Source organism: Microvirga calopogonii, assembly GCF_003347665.1.
Taxonomy (GTDB): Bacteria; Pseudomonadota; Alphaproteobacteria; order Rhizobiales; family Beijerinckiaceae; genus Microvirga; species Microvirga calopogonii.
In genome coordinates, this window is record NZ_QDGA01000001.1 from 432,402 (window position 1) to 448,844 (window position 16,443).

The window sequence follows — 16,443 nt, forward strand, 5'->3', positions numbered from 1 at the left end:
CCTCCGTTGGTGCCCGACGGCGAACCCGCTCTCGGGAAAACAAGAAGCCGCATTTTCTCCCCTGAACCCGGCGCTCACTTTTCAGGGAAAATGCTCTGGCTTACTGCCCGAGAACGAGTGCCCAGTAGCGGCCATAGCGGTTGTTCGCATCGGCGCGGGCCAGTCCGATCTTGCGGGCCTGGGGCATCAGGAGGTTGCTGTTGTGGCCGGGCGAGGCCTTCCAGCGGCCGATGGCGCCATCGACCGAATCCGAACCGGCCGAGAGGTTCTCTGCGGAATATCCGATGATGCCGTATTCATTCATGCGGCTGGCGAAGCTGCCATGGCTGAGTTGGCCTGCCGCCGCCACAGCCCGGGCCTGATGCTCCGCGGCCTTGTTCAGGGTCGAGTCCACCGTCACCGGGCTCAGCCCCTTCGACACGCGGTAGGCCGAGATCAGCCGGGCGGCCTCGGCGGCATCGCTCGTGGAACTCGCCAGGACGGTATCCTTGGGGGTGAGAGCCAGATCGCCCGCGCAGCCGGCCAACCCCAGGGCGGCGACCAGGCCCGAGATCAAAAGAGCACGCATCGAAAATCCCCTTCGGGCGGCGTTCAGGCGCCGCTCCCCTTGCAAAAACAGCCTGTGGCGTTCATGTGCAGAAGCCATGAACCCGATGACGCTGAATGCCATGTTGAAGCGTGAGGGTCCAGATTCCACACCCTCCCGCGTCAGCTGACCGCATGTCCTCAAGCTCCTCCCCTCCCGAAGTCGCCATTATCGGCGGCGGCCCCGCCGGCCTGATCGCCGCGGAGGCGCTGGCGCAGGCGGGCCTCACGGTCACCGTCTACGACCGGATGCCGTCGGTCGGGCGAAAGCTCCTCATGGCTGGCCGGGGCGGCCTGAACCTGACCCACTCGGAAGAGTTCGAGCGCTTCGTTGCCCGTTACGCCGAGGCCCAGCCCCGCTTGCGCCCTCTCATCGAGGCCTTCCGCCCCGAGGATCTGCGCGCCTGGTGCGAGGGTCTTGGGCAGGAGACCTTCGTGGGCTCCAGCGGACGCGTCTTCCCCAAGGCCTTCAAGGCCTCTCCCCTCCTCCGGGCCTGGCTGGCCCGGCTCGAAAGTCTCGGCGTCCGCTTTGCGCTCCGTCATCGCTGGCAGGGCTGGGACGAGGACGGCCATCTGATCTTCACCGGCCCGGCCGGCCAGACGGTTCGGACCAAGCCTGCTGCCACCATCCTGGCGCTCGGCGGTGCGAGCTGGCCGCGGCTCGGCTCCGACGGAACCTGGGTGGAGCATCTCACTCAACGCGGCATCGCGGTCTCGCCCCTGCGTCCCGCCAATATGGGCTTCACCCTTGCCTGGTCGGAGATCATGCGCAGCCGCTTCGAGGGCGAACCCCTGAAGCGAATCGCCCTGACCTTCGCGGGCCGAACCGTGAAGGGTGAGGCCATCGTGACGGCGGACGGGATCGAGGGCGGGGCAATCTATGCCCTCTCGGCCACTCTTCGCGACGCCATCGAGCGGGCGGGCGGCGCCACGCTGCACCTGGACCTGCGGCCCGACCTGTCCGAGGAGGCCTTGGCCAAGCGCTTGAGCGCACCGCGAAAGGGCCAGTCAGCCTCCACGTTCCTGCGCAAGAATGCTGGTCTCGGTCCCGTCGGGATCGCCCTGATGCGGGAGGCCTCGCCGTCCCTTCCCTCCGAACCCACTGCCCTCGCCCGCCTGATCAAGGCCGTCCCCTTGACGCTGACGGGCACGAAATCCCTGGACCGGGCCATCTCCAGCGCCGGTGGTGTGCCTTTCACCGAGCTGGACGACCACCTGATGCTCAAACGGATGCCGGGCGTCTTCCTGGCCGGCGAGATGCTGGACTGGGAAGCGCCCACCGGAGGCTATCTTCTCCAGGCGGCCTTCGCCACCGGGATCGCCGCCGCAAGAGGGGTGCTGGCTCGCTGGCAGATTCCCGATGACGCATTGACCTTGAATCCGTCATCGGCCACACGGCATTCGTGATCGACCCCGCTAAGATTCTCCACGACGTTTTCGGCTTCCCCTCCTTCCGCGAAGGACAGGAGGAGATCGTGCGCGCGGTGCTGGCCGGCGAGAACGTTCTGGCCGTCATGCCGACCGGCGCCGGCAAGTCCCTCTGCTACCAGCTGCCGACGCTAGCCCGCGAGGGCCTGACCCTCGTGGTCTCGCCGCTCATCGCCCTCATGCGCGATCAGGTGGCGGCCCTGCGCCATTTCGGGGTCGAAGCGGGCAGCCTCAACTCCGCCAACGACCCGGACGAGAACCGCCGCGTGGTGGACGCCGTGCGGGACGGGCGCATGCGCCTCCTCTATGCCTCGCCGGAGCGGCTGGCGAATACCGGCACGACCGAGTGGCTGGGGCGAGCCGGCGTGAACATGCTCGCCATCGACGAGGCCCATTGCGTCTCGCAATGGGGCCACGATTTCCGGCCCGAATACGCCATGCTCGGCGAGGTGCGCCAGCGGCTGGGCAACGTGCAGACCATCGCGCTCACCGCGACCGCCGACGTGGCGACGCGCGGCGACATCATGCATCGCCTCTTCGAGGAAGAGCCACGCCTCTTCATCCACGGCTTCGACCGGCCGAACCTGCGCCTGGCCATGCAGGCCAAGGAGCATTCGAAGCGCCAGCTCTTCTCCTTCCTCGACAAGCACCGGCATGAGAGCGGCATCGTCTATTGCTCGTCCCGCGATGCCACCGAGAGGCTTGCCGATTCCCTGAGCCAGGCCGGCTATCGCGCCCTGCCCTATCACGCGGGCATGCCTCAAGGAGACCGCGCCAAGAACCAGGACATCTTCCTGCAGGAGGACGGAGTGGTGATGGTCGCGACCGTGGCCTTCGGCATGGGCATCGACAAACCTGACGTGCGCTTCGTCGCCCATGCGGCCCTGCCGAAATCCATCGAGGCCTATTACCAGGAGATCGGCCGCGCCGGCCGCGACGGCGCGCCCGCCGACACGCTCACGCTCTACGGCCTCGACGACATGCGCCTGCGCCGCCTGCAGATCGAGGAGAGCGACGCGGCGGACGAGCAGAAGCGTGTGGAGCGCCAGCGGCTCAATGCGCTCGTCGCCCTGTGCGAAGCGCCGCGCTGCCGTCGCCAGACCCTGCTCGCCTATTTCGGCGAGAGCACAGAACCGTGCGGGAACTGCGACCTGTGCATCGACGGCGTCATGTCCTTCGACGGCACCATCGAGGCGCAGAAGATCCTCTCCGCCATCGTGCGCACCGGCGAACGCTTCGGCACGGAGCATCTCATCAGCATCCTCGTGGGCGAGGAGACGGATTCCATCCGCCGCTTCGGCCACGACAAGCTGAAGACCTTCGGAGTCGGCGGCGACCGCTCGAAACCCGAATGGCGCTCACTCCTGCGGCAGATCTATGCGGCCGGCCTCGTCGGCCTGGAGCTGGCGGAATACGGCCGCTGGACGCTCACCGACAAAGGCGTCGCCGTTCTCAAGGGCCAGGAGCGCATCGAGCTGCGCTCCGACGTTCTCATGAAGCCCTCTGAGCGCCGCCGCAGGCGCAGCCGCATGGAAGCGGAATCAGTGGTCCCATCCGACGATCCGCTGCTCCTCGCTCTGAAAGGACTGCGCACGCGCCTCGCCAAGGAAGAGGGCGTGCCGGCCTACGTGATCTTCTCCGACCGCAGCCTCATCGACATGGCGTCCAAGCGCCCGACCACCGTGCGCGCCTTCGGCGAAGTCCATGGCGTGGGGCAGGCCAAGCTGGACCGCTACGCGGATGCCTTTCTCGAGGTGCTGAAGGCGCATGCGGCCTGATCCGCGAGGTCTCAAACCTCTGTCATCACCGGCCTTGCGCCGGTGATCTCGATCTAAGTAATGCAACCGTGTCATTCCCGGCCGGAGCGTCAGCGGAGGGGAAGGGAAACCACGATCAAGCGCAACGCCATGGATCCCCTTCCCGCACTTCGTGCGCCGGGGATGACAGCGTTGATTGCTGACCTTTCTACCGTCCCAGATAAGCCTCGAGATCCCGCAGGTGATGGTGCCAGCCCGCCGCATGCTGCTCGATCAGCCGCTGCCGCCTATCCGCAGGCAATACCGACCAGCCGCGATGCTCCAGGCGAAGGAGCGTTTTCGTCTCGGCAACGGGGTCGAGAACCATGGACACCTGAGTGGATTGAGGCCAATCCTCGTCGGCCCAGGACAGTTCGAGAAATTCCGGCGGCTCGCACCGACTCACGGTTCCGGTGGTGACCACCCGCCGTCCCATCTCGTCGGTCCATTCTTCGCGGAAGGAGCCTCCGGCCTTCGCATCCAGGCTGACGTGTCCGCCCCACCAGGCGGTGATCGCGTCCGGCGCGGTCAACGCGGCCCATATCCGCTGCGGCGCTTGCCTGATATCGTACTCGATGATGATCCGATCCGCTGTTGTCCCGACTTTCATGGTCGAACCTCCTTAAGCGGTCTGCCTGCCCTCATCTGCTGCAACGTCCATCCACGCACCGGAATGCGCACTTCTGGCAATCGCATCGACCGTCCGCTCGATGCGGATGCCGTCCTCGAACTCTATCAGATGCGCGGCTTCACCATTGATGCGGCGGATCAGCTCGCGACACTCGACGATCTTCAGGTCATTGAACCCGAGCCCATGGCCCGGCGCGGGGATGAATTTATCATAAGGCGGGTGCTGCGGGGAGGTAAGAATGGTGCGAAATCCTTGCGTGTCTCCCGCTCCGTCGGCCGTGTAGAGCTGCACCTCGTTCATACGCTCCTGGTCGTAAACGATCGTGCCCTTCGAACCGAAGAGCTGAACGAAGATGCGCCCCTTGCGGCCCCACGCCGAGCGATTGAGCGCGATCACGCCGGAGGCGCCGTTGTCGAGCTCGATGAGCGTGGTGGCGATGTCATAGGTCTCGACGGCCCTGCGGCCGCCATCCTTCACCGGACGATCCGCGTAAGGCTTGGCCATATGCCCGCAGATGCGGCGCACGCCGCCGAAGAGGGTCCAGATCAGGCTCAAGGCATGGACGCCGAAATCGTCGAGCGCCCCATGGCCGGAACTCGCCTCGCTCTTCCAATAGAAGAACGCGTCCGGGTCCGCCATGAAGTCTTCGTCCATCTCGATGCGCACATGGTTGACCGTGCCGATGCGGTCTTCGTCGATCAGGCGGCGGATCAGGCGGACGATGGGGTTCTGGATGTAGTTGTAGCCCAGCGCCGCGACCTTGCCCGAGGCGCGAGCGGCGGCGAGCATGCGCTCCGCATCGGGCAGGCGCGTCGCCATCGGCTTCTCGCACCAGACATGCTTGCCCGCCTCCAGCGCCGCAATCGCCATCTCGGGATGGAATGCATTGGGCGTGGTAATCGACACCACATCGACGTCAGGATCCGCGACGAGGGAGCGCCAGTCGCCGGTGGCGCGCGCAAAGCCGAGTTCCTGCGCTTTTCGTTCCGCGAGTTCCTGGGACGCTTCGGCGAGAACGGCCAGGCGCGGACGAGGAATGTCGCCGAAGACGGCGGCAACGGCATTCCAGGCCAGCGCGTGACACTTGCCCATGTAGCCGGTGCCGATGAGGCCGATGCCGAGTGAGATCATCAATAATGCTCCTGAACCAATGAGCACCCTCCGCCCTCATCCTGAGGAGCAGCCGCGAGGCTGCGTCTCGAAGGAGGATTCAGAGTGTACTGGAGGGATCCTTCGAGACGGTCACTGGCGTGACCTCCTCAGGATGAGGACAGTGTCATTCGAAATCTCTCACACCATCCCACCAAGCTCTTCCGACACCGCCTGCAGTTCCTTGCCGCCGGCCATGAGGTTCTGCAGCTCGTCGATCTGGATCTCGGATTTCCTGTAGGTGCCCAGCGTCTTGCCACGATTGAGAATCGTGAAGCGGTCGCCTACCGCATAGGCATGGCGCACATTGTGCGTGATGAAGATCACGCCGAGGCCCTTCTGGCGGACCTGATGGATGTATTTCAGCACCATGGAGGTCTGCGCCACGCCGAGGGCCGATGTCGGCTCGTCGAGGATCAGCACCTTGGCGCCGAAATAGACCGCGCGGGCGATCGCCACGCATTGCCGTTCGCCGCCGGAGAGCGTGCCGACGGCCTGATGCGGATCGCGTACGTCGATGCCGATCTTGTGCATCTCCTCGCGGGTGACCTCGTCGCAATGGTCGAAATCCACGTTCCGGAACGGCCAGATGCCCTTCACCGGTTCGCGCCCCATGAAGAAGTTGCGCGTGACCGACATGAGCGGGATCATCGCGAGATCCTGGTAGACCGTCGCGATGCCTGCATCGAGTGCATCGCGGGGACTGGTGAAAGCCACCGGCTGGCCTTCGACGAAGAACTCGCCGGAGGTCGGCCTGTGCACGCCGGCCAGCGTCTTGATCAGCGTCGACTTGCCCGCACCGTTGTCACCGAGCAGGCACATGACCTCGCCGCGATGGACGGTGAGCGACACGCCCGAAAGCGCGATCACAGAGCCAAAATGCTTGACGAGATTGCGGATATCGATGAGGGGCGTTTCGGTGTCCATCAGCGTTCTCCCGTCACTTTGCGCCGGATGAAGTTGTTGAACAGCACCGCGAGGAGCAGCATGGCGCCGAGGAAGACCTGGAACCAGTCGGAATCGAACCGCGTATAGGTGAGGCCGATGGACACCATGCCGAAGATGATGGCGCCAAAGAACGCCCCGATGGCCGAGCCGTAGCCGCCGGTGAGCAGGCAGCCGCCGATCACCGCCGCGATGATGGCCTCGAACTCCTTCTGGAAGCCGCGCCGCGCATCGGTCGAACCCGCATCGAGCACGGTCAGGATGGCGACAAGCGCCGCCGCGCAGGCTGTCAGCATGAAGAGCGCTGTCTTCACCCGGTCTACCGGCACGCCGGAATTGCGGGCCGCATTGGCGTCGCCGCCCGCCGCGAAGATCCAGTTGCCGGCGCGCGTGCGCAGAAGAAGCCAAGTGGCCAGCAGGGCGAAAAGAATGAACCAGACGATGGAGATCGGCACGCCGGTCACGGTGGGCGTGCCATTCGGGAACTTGGCGATGATGTCGTGTGCCGCGAGCCACGAGAACACGCCCTCGAAGGCAACGCCCGAAAAGAGCTCGCGGATGATGCCTTCGCCCGCCTGATCGCCGATGCCGCGCATCTGGGTCGAGCCTCCCGTGGCCCATTTCAGCCCGACGAGCGAGAGACCGCGCAGGATGAACAGGAAGGCGAGCGTGACGATGAAGGAGGGAAGCCTCGTGCGGATCACCATCTGGCCGTTCAGGCCGCCGAGCACGGCCGCCACGACGAAGGTCGCCGCGATGGCAAGCAGCAGCGGCCAGCCGCTGAGCGTGATGAAGGCACCGAAGACGAGGCCCGTGAAGGCCACCATGGAGCCGATGGAGAGATCGAACTCGCCGCCGATCATCAGCAGGGCCGCCGCGATGGCGAGAATCCCGAGCTGGGCCGCGGGCGAAAGGATGTTCATGATGCCCGCCAGCGTGAACATGGACGCATCGGCGGTGGAGAGAAAAAAGATCGTCACGAGGACGAGGCCCGCGAGAGCCCCGAGTTCGGGCCGCCGCATGATCTTCGTGAGGAGGGAGACCTCCCGCAGGCGCTCGTCCTGGATCTTTTCGACGACGGGAGCCGGAGACAGGTCTGCGGTCGGCTGGGTGGTGTTCACCATGGGAGCCTCCCCGAATGAATGCATCGAACATGAAGCCCGCGACCGGCATGATCGCGGGCTTCGATGATGATCTTAGCGAATGCCCTTGGCGGACAGATCGATCACCTGGTTGGCCTTTTCCTTGGTGATCAGGTTCGGGCCAGAGGCCACGTCGCCGCCGGGCATCAGGCCGTACTTGGCGTAGTTGGCCAGGAACACCACCGGCAGATAACCCTGCAGGTATTGCTGCTGATCGATGGCGAAGACCGCCTCGCCGTTCGCCACCGACTTGAGGAAGCCGGCCGACATGTCGAACGTGGCGACACGGATGGCACCCGTCTTGCCGGCTTCCTTCACGGCGGCAACCGAAGGCTCGCCTGCCGTCCCGGCGCCGAGGGCCAGGATCGTGTCGATGGAGCTATCCGCTGAAACCGCCGCCTTCACCTTGGCGCGGACATCCGCCGGATCGTTCGTGACCGGCAGCACCGTCACCTTGCCGCCGAAACCTTCCGTGAAGCCCTTGCAGCGCAGGTCGAGCGACACGTTGCCGACCTCCTGGTTCACGCACAGGCCGACCTTGCCGCCCATCTCCTTGAGCTTGGCGCCGGCGATGCGCCCGGCCTCGACCTCGTCCTGGCCCACATGGAGCAGCGCGCCGAGCTTCTTGGACACGTCGGAGCCGGAGTTCATGGAGATCACCGGAATGCCGGCGGCCACCGCCTTTTGAATCGACGGACCGAGCGCCGAGGCGTCGGGGATCGAGACGATCAGGCCGGCCGGCTTCTGGTTCACGGCCGCGTCGATGAGCTGGCTCATGGCGACCATGTCGAAGGTCTCGGGCGCCCGGTAATCGACCTGGACCTTCATGTCCTGGCCGCCGGCCGCCACGCCGTTCTTGACCACCGACCAGAACGGATCGTTGGCCTGCCCGTGGCTGACGACGATGATGCGGGAATTCTGCTGCGCCGCGACCGGGGCGGCGGTGGCGAGGGTCAGGGCCGCTGCTGCGGCCAGACCGGTAACAAACGCTTTCATGCTCTTCCTCCCATTGATTCTCACTCAAGCGTCGCAGCGCCCGTGCGCTGCGGCCTTGCCGCTTGCCTCAAAGGGCAGAGAGAAAACAAATGAGCCGAAGGGCGAATCAACGCCCGTACAGCGTTCCCTCTGCCGATCCGATCGTCCGCCTGACTAAACGGAACGTCAGAACCTTTTTTGTTTCTATATTGGAATTTTTATTCCATTTTTGTAGGATCGGGTCAAGGCCGATCTGATGTCTGAGGCCTGCGGTGGAGACAGAGGACAGCATGGGCAGCGCGGAAGCGGTCGTGACGGACATTCCCGAGGATTTCGACGGCCTCCGCATGCTCCTGCTCAGCCGCCGCGAGGCGATGCCGAAGCGACTGAAGCAGATCGCCGCCTTCGCGCTCGAGCGTCCCGAGGACATGGCTTTTGGTACGGTGGCCGGGATCGCCGAGCATGCCGGGGTGCAGCCGTCCACCCTGGTGCGATTCGCCAAGAGCCTCGGCTATGACGGCTTCTCCCATCTGCAGCAGATTTTTCGTGATCGCCTGCGGGAGCGTTTCCCGGATTACCGCGAGCGCCTGCGCGGCCTGCGCGATGCCGAGGGGCATCACGTTCACGCAGCGTCCCTGCTCGAAGGCTTCACCAATGCGGCGACCATTTCCCTGGAGCGGATGCAGGCTTCGGTGCGCCCGGAGGAACTGTCACGCGCCATCGAGACCCTGGCCAAGGCCGACACCGTCTATCTCCTCGGCGCCCGGCGAGTGTTCCCGGTCATCGCCTATTGCGCCTATGCCTTCGGAAAGCTTGGCATCAGGGCCATTCTGATCGACCATGTCGGCCAGCTCGGTCCCGAACAGCTCGCCATTGCGTCCGAGCGCGACGCGGTGCTCGCGATCAGCTTCACGCCCTATGCGCCCGTCACAGCCGATCTCGCCGCGGCAGCCGCACAGCGCGACGTGCCGGTGGTGGCCATCACGGATTCGGCCTTCAGCCCGCTCGTGACGAATGCCGATGTCTGGCTCGAAGTCGCGGAGGCGGATTTCGGCGCCTTCCGGTCGCTCTCCGCTTCGTTTGCGCTGGCGATGGCGCTGGCGGTTGGCACGGCGGAGAAGCGGGCCGAGGGTTAGCCGGGACACTCACCGGCTGGCGGCCCGGAAGAACGCCCCGTCTCCTCTCGCCCGCTCGGGAGAGGGCAATCACACCCACAACCTCTCCCACGTCATGGCCGTCCTCTCGCGTCATGGCCGGGCTTGACCCGGCCATCCCGATTGTTTGACGCGCGGCGCTCTTCGGGTCGGGATCACCGGCACAGGTCCCCGGATCAAGTCCGGGGAGGTGATGACGCTGCGGGTGTGGTGAGGGCAACGTTATGTTCTCACTTTGTTCTTGACAGGCGCTGCAACCTTGGCTATATCATTGCACAGCCTGATCCGACGAGGGGCGCGCTCGCGAGGCGTCGCAAGTTGTGGGAACGGGCACGGTCCTGCCCGCCGGTCACGCAGCCGGCGGCAGGAGGCCCTTGGCAGCCTTGCGCTGGTCCAAGTCTCAACGCCTAAAAGAACCGTGCGTGACGAGCAGTTCGGCTCTCACATTCATCACTAGACAGCGAGCCGGGCTGCCCGACGCGCCACCCTCGATCTCACCTTCAGGCTCGCAGCTCACGCTGCGGGCCCCAAGGTGCTGGCTCTTTGACAGAGACATATCCCCCGTCATCCCGGACGAAGCGTCAGCGCAGATCCGGGACCCAGAACCACGGTCGCGGCAGAACCTGACGCCACGCCGCTCGCTCGGTCGGCAACCCGCCGCGGTTCTGGGTTCCCGCCTGCACGGGAATGACACGAGAGCAGGCCCGGCAATGACGTGGAGGATTAAAGCCGCACCGGCTTTCCGCTCTTTGCCGACTCCGTCGCTGCATCGGCCAGGCGTTGGGCCATGAGGCCGTCGCGGCCCGTCGGGTTGCACGGCTTGCCGTCGCGGACGGCGTTCAGGAACGTGGTCAGCTCATCGCGATAGGCATCCGCATAGCGCTCCAGGAAGAAATCCTGCACCGGATCGGCCGTGATGCCCGCAGAATTCGCCACCTCGACCGTGGTGCGATGGATGTTGCCGGCGCGGATCATTCCCTTGGAGCCGTGCACTTCGACGCGTTGGTCGTAGCCATAGGTGGCGCGCCGGGAATTAGAGATCTGCACGATCCTGCCCTTGGAAGTCTTCAGCATCACGGCGGCCGTATCGACGTCGCCGGCCTGCCCGATGGCCGGATCGACCAGGGACGAGCCGACCGCATGCACCTCCACGGGCTCGTCGCCCAGAAGCAGGAAGCGGGCCATGTCGAGATCGTGGATCATCATGTCCCGGAACAGGCCCCCGGAGGTGGCGATGTAGCTCACCGGAGGCGGGCCGGGATCGCGGGAGAGGATGGTAACGAGTTCGACCTCGCCGACCTCGCCGGCAGCGAGACGGCGGCGCAAGGCCGCGAAATTCGGATCGAAGCGGCGGTTGAACCCGATCATCAGCGGCGTGCCGGCCTTCTCGACCGTGGCGAGACAGGTCTCGATGCGCTGGCTCGACAGATCCACCGGCTTCTCGCAGAAGACCGCCTTGCCGGCGCGGGCGCCGCGCTCGATGAGGTCCGCATGGGTCGTGGTCGGCGTGCAGATGAGGATGGCGTCCACATCCGAGCGCTCGACGATCTCGTCCAGCGCCGCGACCTCCGCACCCGTCGCGGCCGCCAGCTCCTGCGCGGCGGGCGCATGCGGATCGGCCACCGCCACGAGGCGGGCGTCGGGATGGTTGGCGGCGTTGCGGCCATGGATGCGACCGATGCGGCCGGCGCCCAGAACAGCGATTCTGATCATGTTTCCCCCTGGTCCTTTGCCGGCTCACGGCAAATTTGGAATTGATATTCCAGCATGAGATGCTAATAGAATAAACGTTCTATAACAGCAAGAGCCGACCGCGGCTCGCATACGGTTTACAAGGCCGGGAGCCGGAGGAACAGCATGAAGCCAGCCCTGGATGTGATCACCATTGGCCGCGCCTCGGTCGATCTCTACGGCCAGCAGGTGGGCGGGCGGCTCGAGGACATGGCGTCCTTTTCCAAGGCTGTCGGCGGTTGCCCGGCCAACATCGCCATCGGCACGGCGCGGCTCGGCCTGAAATCGGGCCTCGTGACCCGCGTGGGCGACGAGGCCATGGGCCGTTTCATCCGCGAGCAGATGGAGCGCGAGGGCGTCGCCACTGAAGGGATCGTCACCGACAGGGAGCGCCTGACCGCCCTGGTGATCCTGGGCGTCAGGGACGAGGACTCCTTCCCGCTGATCTTCTATCGCGACAACTGCGCCGACATGGCACTCAACGAGAACGACATCGACGAAGGCTTCATCGCCTCCGCCGCCGCCATCGTGGTGACGGGCACGCACTTTTCACGTGAAACAACCGCCGCCGCCCAGAAGAAGGCCATCCGTATCGCCAAGGCGAATGGCCGCAAGGTGGTGTTCGACGTGGATTACCGCCCCAATCTCTGGGGCCTTCTCGGCCACGGCGCGGGCGAGTCGCGCTATGTGCGCTCGGATGCCGTGACAGAGCATTTGAAGCCCATCCTGGCCGATTGCGATCTCGTCGTCGGCACGGAGGAGGAACTGCACATCGCCGGCGGATCGGAGGACACGCTTACGGCCATCCGCAATATTCGTGCCATCTCGAAAGCGACCATCGTGTGCAAGCGCGGCCCCATGGGTTGCGTGGTGTTTCCCGGCGCCATTCCGGACTCGCTGGACGACGGCGTGAAGGGACCGGGGTTTCCGGTCGAGGTCTTCAACGTGCTGGGAGCGGGCGATGCGTTCCTGTCCGGATTCCTGCGCGGATGGCTGAGAGACGAAAAGCTCGAAACCTGCTGCGCCTATGCCAATGCAAGCGGCGCTTTCGCAGTCTCGCGCCTTCTCTGCTCGCCGGAGATCCCGACCTTCCCCGAGCTGCAGCATTTCCTGAAGACCGGCAGCCGCCACAAGGCCCTGCGCTTCGACGAGGACATCAACCACATCCACTGGGCGACGACGCGCAGGCCGCAACCCGACACGCTCATGGCGCTCGCCATCGATCACCGCATGCAGCTGGAAGCGATGGCGAAGGAGATCGGCGCTTCCGTCGAGCGCATTCCCGATTTCAAGGTGCTCGCCGTGCAGGCGGCGGCGCGCGTGGCGGATGGCCGCCCCGGCTTCGGCATGCTGCTCGACGGCACCTATGGCCGCGAGGCATTGTTCCGTGCAGCCGATCATCCGTTCTGGATCGGCCGCCCCGTGGAACTGCCGGGTTCGCGCCCACTCGATTTCGAAGGTGGCGGCTCGCTCGGTGCGAAGCTGGTGGAATGGCCCGTCGGGCATACCATCAAGTGCCTGTGCTTCTACCATCCGGACGATCCGCCGGAGCTGAAGGAGCGTCAGGAACGCGATCTGCTGCGACTGCACGACGCCGCGCGCCGCATCGGCCGGGAACTGCTGGTGGAGATCATCGCGGGCAAGCATGGAAAGCTTGGGGTCGACACGGTCGCGGGTATCCTGCAACGCCTCTACGATCTCGGCATCAGGCCCGATTGGTGGAAGCTCGAACCGCAGCAGGACGAAGCGGCCTGGCATGCCATCGGGGCGGTGATCACGAAGAACGATCCTTATTGCCGCGGCATCGTGCTGCTTGGCCTCGAAGCGCCCGAAGACGAACTGGAAGCCGCCTTCGCGGCCGCGGCGAGCGAACCGCAGGTGAAGGGCTTCGCGGTGGGCCGCACCATCTTCAACGACGCCGGACGACGCTGGCTGAAAGGCGAAATTTCGGACGAGGCCGCGATTGCCGACATGGCAGGCCGATTCCAGCGCCTCGTCGACGCCTGGCAGCGCGTGTCCGGCCGGGCCAAAGCCGCCTAAGACGAAGGGCGGAGCCGATCCACGGCTTTGCCCACTTTTCACGATCGACAAAACCTGAGAACGCTGCCGAGGTCATTCGGCGCATTTTGAGAGAAACGCCCATGAGCACGATCCGCCTCACCATGGCGCAAGCCATCGCCCGGTTCCTCATCGCGCAGAAGACGGAGATCGACGGTCAGGTGCTGCCGCTCTTCGGCGGCGTGTGGGCCATCTTCGGACATGGCAACGTGGCCGGCATGGGTGAAGCTCTGCACGGCGTGCGCGATCAGCTCCCGACTTACCGCGCCCATAACGAGCAGGGCATGGCCCATGCGGCCATCGCCTTCGCCAAGGCTTCGCGCCGCCGCCGCATGATGGCCTGCACCACCTCCATCGGCCCAGGCGCCACCAACATGGTGACGGCCGCCGCCGTGGCCCATGTGAACCGTCTGCCCGTTCTGCTTCTCCCCGGCGACGTGTTCGCCAACCGCAGGCCAGATCCGGTGCTGCAGCAGATCGAAAGCTTCTCCGATGGTACGGTCTCGGCGAATGACTGCTTCAGGCCGGTTTCCCGCTATTTCGACCGCATCACGCGGCCGGAGCAGATCATCCCGGCGCTCCAGCGCGCCATGACCGTGCTGACCGATCCCGCCGAATGCGGCCCGGTCACGCTTGCCCTCTGTCAGGACACCCAGGCCGAAGCCTACGATTACCCCGAAAGCTTCTTCGCGGAAAAGATCTGGACCTCTCGCCGCATTCGTCCGGACGAGACGGAACTCGGGCAGGCCGCCGAACTCATCCGCAAGGCGAAGAAACCCTTCATCGTCGCAGGCGGTGGCGTGCTCTATTCGAACGCCGAGAAGGCGCTGGCCGATTTCGCCGAGAAGCACGGCCTCTCCGTCGGTGAAACGCAGGCCGGTAAATCGAGCCTGCCCCACGACCACGCGGCCTGCCTCGGGGCCGTGGGCGTCACCGGAACGGGTGCCGCCAATGCGTTCGCCGAGGAGGCCGATGTGGTGATCGCCGTGGGAACGCGCCTGCAGGATTTCACCACCGGCTCATGGGCATTGTTCAAGAATCCGGACCGGCGCATCGTCGGGCTCAACGTGCAGACCTTCGATGCAGCCAAGCACAATGCGGTTCCGCTTGTGGCCGATGCCCGTGTCGGCCTCGAAGAGTTGAGCCGTGCGCTCGGCACCTGGAAAGCCCCGGAGGCTTGGACGGCAAAGGCACGGGACGAGAAGGCGCGCTGGTTCGAAACCGCCGCTCGCTACACGGATTCGACAAATGCGGAGCTGCCCTCCGACGCGCAGGTGATTGGCGCGGTGCAGCGCACCTCCTCGCCCACCGACGTGGTGGTCTGCGCGGCCGGCGGCCTTCCCGGCGAGTTGCACAAGCATTGGAAGGCAAGCACGGCGCTGGGCTATCACATGGAGTACGGCTATTCCTGCATGGGCTACGAGATCGCAGGCGGGCTCGGCGTGAAAATGGCCGATCCATCCCGCGAGGTTATCGTGATGGTGGGCGACGGCTCCTATCTCATGATGAATTCGGAACTCGCCAGCTCCGTGATGCTCGGCAAGAAGATCACCGTCGTGCTTCTCGACAACCGCGGCTATGGCTGCATCAACCGCCTCCAGCGCGCCACCGGAGGCGAGAGCTTCAACAACCTGCTGCAGCACACCAATCACGTGGCATTGCCAGACATCGACTTCGCCGCCCATGCGGCGAGCCTCGGCGCGCAATCCATGAAGGTGAAGAGCATCGCTGAACTCGAGGATGCGCTGAGAAAGGCGCGGAGCGCGGAACGCAGCACCGTCATCGTCATCGACACCGATCCGCTCGCCTCGACCGATGCGGGCGGACATTGGTGGGATGTGGCGGTGCCGGAAGTCTCATCCCGCGAGCAGGTGAAGGCGGCTCGCAAGGATTATGAAACGGCCCTCGCCGCGCAGCGCTTGGGCGATTGATCAGGACAGGGGAACAACAACATGACGATCCGCATCGGGGCCAATCCTATCGGCTGGTCCAACGACGACATGCTCGAACTCGGCGGCGAGACCCCTCTGGAGGTCTGCCTGGCCGAGGCCAAGGAAGCGGGCTTCGAGGGCATGGAGCTCGGCAACAAGTTCCCGCGCGAGCCGGAAGCGCTGAAGAAGGCGCTGGCGCCGTTCGGCCTCGCCTGCGTGTCGGGGTGGTATTCCGCCGAGCTTCTGAAGCGCGATGCTGATGCGGAGATGAAGGCCCTGCGGCCTCATCTCGACCTCCTGAAGGCCATGGGCTCGAACGTCCTCGTCTTCGCCGAGACGTCGAACGCCATTCACGGCGACCGTTCCAAGCCGCTGTCGCAGCGTCCCGTCATGCAGGCGGGCGACTGGTCCGAGTTTGGTCGCCGCATCACCCAGGTTGCCGAGCGCACGCTCCAGGAAGGCGTGCGCGTGGTGTACCATCACCACATGGGCACCATCGTGGAATCGGAGGCCGACATCGACGCCTTCATGCGCTCCACGGGCGAGGCCGTGCATCTCCTGCTCGATACCGGCCACGCCACCTGGGGCGGCGCCGACCCGGCGGCGCTCGCCCGCCGCTATCGCAGCCGCATCAGCCACGTGCATACCAAGGACGTGCGCAAAGCCGTGATGGAAAGGTCACGTGCCGAAAACTGGAGCTTCCTCGATTCCGTTCTCGAGGGCGTCTATACGGTGCCGGGGGACGGCATGGTGGATTTCGTGTCGGTGTTCAAGGAGCTGCCGGGCTACAGCGGCTGGGTGGTGATCGAGGCGGAGCAGGATCCGAAGAAGGCTCATCCGCTCACCTATGCCAAGATGGGCTATGCCAATCTCACCCGGTACCTCAAGGAAGCCGGCCTGCGTTAAGGAGCCTGTGCG

The 16,443-nt window shown here is 65.3% G+C and carries 13 protein-coding genes; 6 read left to right on the forward strand and 7 right to left on the reverse strand.

Features of this window, described 5'->3' with window-relative positions; translation table 11 throughout:
* Positions 1-100 precede the first annotated feature (100 nt).
* Entirely contained in the window at positions 101-568 is a 468-nt protein-coding gene (locus DDF70_RS01965) for a CAP domain-containing protein (RefSeq protein WP_114943295.1), read from the reverse strand.
* Positions 569-720: 152 nt separating this feature from the next.
* Between DDF70_RS01965 and DDF70_RS01970 the strand changes: the two genes are divergently transcribed.
* Together DDF70_RS01970 and recQ are read left to right on the forward strand one after the other, a co-directional pair.
* A complete protein-coding gene (locus DDF70_RS01970; RefSeq protein ID WP_114943164.1) occupies positions 721-1,992 on the forward strand; it encodes a BaiN/RdsA family NAD(P)/FAD-dependent oxidoreductase in 1,272 nt (423 codons plus the stop codon).
* On the forward strand, positions 1,989-3,791 hold the full coding sequence (gene recQ / locus DDF70_RS01975) for a DNA helicase RecQ (protein WP_114943165.1): 1,803 nt from the start codon (positions 1,989-1,991) through the stop codon (positions 3,789-3,791). Before DDF70_RS01970 ends, recQ begins: the two co-directional genes overlap by 4 nt.
* A gap of 187 nt (positions 3,792-3,978) precedes the next feature.
* Here the strand turns inward: recQ and DDF70_RS01980 are convergent, their stop codons facing one another.
* The 5 genes from DDF70_RS01980 to DDF70_RS02000 all read right to left on the reverse strand — a co-directional run bounded on the left by DDF70_RS01980 (position 3,979) and on the right by DDF70_RS02000 (position 8,672).
* A complete protein-coding gene (locus DDF70_RS01980; RefSeq protein WP_114943166.1) occupies positions 3,979-4,419 on the reverse strand; it encodes an SRPBCC family protein in 441 nt (146 codons plus the stop codon).
* A 12-nt stretch (positions 4,420-4,431) separates the two neighbouring features.
* Complete coding sequence (locus tag DDF70_RS01985; RefSeq protein ID WP_114943167.1) at positions 4,432-5,571, reverse strand: Gfo/Idh/MocA family protein; 1,140 nt, start codon at positions 5,569-5,571, stop codon at positions 4,432-4,434.
* 159 nt (positions 5,572-5,730) lie between these two features.
* Complete coding sequence (locus DDF70_RS01990; protein WP_114943168.1) at positions 5,731-6,516, reverse strand: ATP-binding cassette domain-containing protein; 786 nt, start codon at positions 6,514-6,516, stop codon at positions 5,731-5,733.
* Positions 6,516-7,658: an ABC transporter permease gene (locus tag DDF70_RS01995; RefSeq protein WP_245435325.1), complete on the reverse strand. Its 1,143-nt coding sequence runs from the start codon at positions 7,656-7,658 to the stop codon at positions 6,516-6,518. The genes DDF70_RS01990 and DDF70_RS01995 overlap by 1 nt, the downstream gene beginning before the upstream one ends.
* 72 nt (positions 7,659-7,730) lie before the next feature.
* Positions 7,731-8,672: a sugar ABC transporter substrate-binding protein gene (locus DDF70_RS02000; protein ID WP_114943169.1), complete on the reverse strand. Its 942-nt coding sequence runs from the start codon at positions 8,670-8,672 to the stop codon at positions 7,731-7,733.
* 269 nt (positions 8,673-8,941) lie between these two features.
* Here DDF70_RS02000 and DDF70_RS02005 point away from each other — a divergent pair, with 269 nt between their 5' ends.
* Positions 8,942-9,787 carry a MurR/RpiR family transcriptional regulator gene (locus tag DDF70_RS02005; RefSeq protein ID WP_162820184.1) on the forward strand — a complete coding sequence of 282 codons (846 nt, stop codon included), beginning with the start codon at positions 8,942-8,944 and terminating at the stop codon, positions 9,785-9,787.
* Between the two features lie 741 nt (positions 9,788-10,528).
* On the opposite strand, the gene iolG is transcribed toward DDF70_RS02005, so the two are convergent.
* Positions 10,529-11,518: an inositol 2-dehydrogenase gene (gene iolG / locus DDF70_RS02010; protein WP_114943171.1), complete on the reverse strand. Its 990-nt coding sequence runs from the start codon at positions 11,516-11,518 to the stop codon at positions 10,529-10,531.
* A gap of 144 nt (positions 11,519-11,662) precedes the next feature.
* Between iolG and DDF70_RS02015 the strand changes: the two genes are divergently transcribed.
* The 3 genes from DDF70_RS02015 to iolE all read left to right on the forward strand — a co-directional run bounded on the left by DDF70_RS02015 (position 11,663) and on the right by iolE (position 16,431).
* The gene (locus DDF70_RS02015; protein ID WP_114943172.1) at positions 11,663-13,576 is read left to right on the forward strand and encodes a bifunctional 5-dehydro-2-deoxygluconokinase/5-dehydro-2-deoxyphosphogluconate aldolase; all 1,914 of its coding nucleotides are present in this window, start codon (positions 11,663-11,665) and stop codon (positions 13,574-13,576) included.
* 101 nt (positions 13,577-13,677) lie between these two features.
* Positions 13,678-15,525: a 3D-(3,5/4)-trihydroxycyclohexane-1,2-dione acylhydrolase (decyclizing) gene (iolD, locus tag DDF70_RS02020; RefSeq protein ID WP_114943173.1), complete on the forward strand. Its 1,848-nt coding sequence runs from the start codon at positions 13,678-13,680 to the stop codon at positions 15,523-15,525.
* Between the two features lie 21 nt (positions 15,526-15,546).
* Entirely contained in the window at positions 15,547-16,431 is an 885-nt protein-coding gene (iolE, locus tag DDF70_RS02025) for a myo-inosose-2 dehydratase (protein ID WP_114943174.1), read from the forward strand.
* Positions 16,432-16,443: the final 12 nt, after the last annotated feature.

What these genes read in the sequence shown, in the direction of transcription:
- DDF70_RS01990 (WP_114943168.1), bottom strand. Translation starts at nt 6,516, where the DNA reads ATGGACACCGAAACGCCCCTCATCGATATCCGCAATCTCGTCAAGCAT.
- DDF70_RS01970 (WP_114943164.1), top strand. Translation starts at nt 721, where the DNA reads ATGTCCTCAAGCTCCTCCCCTCCCGAAGTCGCCATTATCGGCGGCGGC.
- DDF70_RS01985 (WP_114943167.1), bottom strand. Translation starts at nt 5,571, where the DNA reads ATGATCTCACTCGGCATCGGCCTCATCGGCACCGGCTACATGGGCAAG.
- DDF70_RS02005 (WP_162820184.1), top strand. Translation starts at nt 8,942, where the DNA reads ATGGGCAGCGCGGAAGCGGTCGTGACGGACATTCCCGAGGATTTCGAC.
- DDF70_RS01995 (WP_245435325.1), bottom strand. Translation starts at nt 7,658, where the DNA reads ATGGTGAACACCACCCAGCCGACCGCAGACCTGTCTCCGGCTCCCGTC.
- iolE (WP_114943174.1), top strand. Translation starts at nt 15,547, where the DNA reads ATGACGATCCGCATCGGGGCCAATCCTATCGGCTGGTCCAACGACGAC.
- DDF70_RS02000 (WP_114943169.1), bottom strand. Translation starts at nt 8,672, where the DNA reads ATGAAAGCGTTTGTTACCGGTCTGGCCGCAGCAGCGGCCCTGACCCTC.
- iolG (WP_114943171.1), bottom strand. Translation starts at nt 11,518, where the DNA reads ATGATCAGAATCGCTGTTCTGGGCGCCGGCCGCATCGGTCGCATCCAT.
- DDF70_RS01980 (WP_114943166.1), bottom strand. Translation starts at nt 4,419, where the DNA reads ATGAAAGTCGGGACAACAGCGGATCGGATCATCATCGAGTACGATATC.
- DDF70_RS01965 (WP_114943295.1), bottom strand. Translation starts at nt 568, where the DNA reads ATGCGTGCTCTTTTGATCTCGGGCCTGGTCGCCGCCCTGGGGTTGGCC.
- DDF70_RS02015 (WP_114943172.1), top strand. Translation starts at nt 11,663, where the DNA reads ATGAAGCCAGCCCTGGATGTGATCACCATTGGCCGCGCCTCGGTCGAT.
- iolD (WP_114943173.1), top strand. Translation starts at nt 13,678, where the DNA reads ATGAGCACGATCCGCCTCACCATGGCGCAAGCCATCGCCCGGTTCCTC.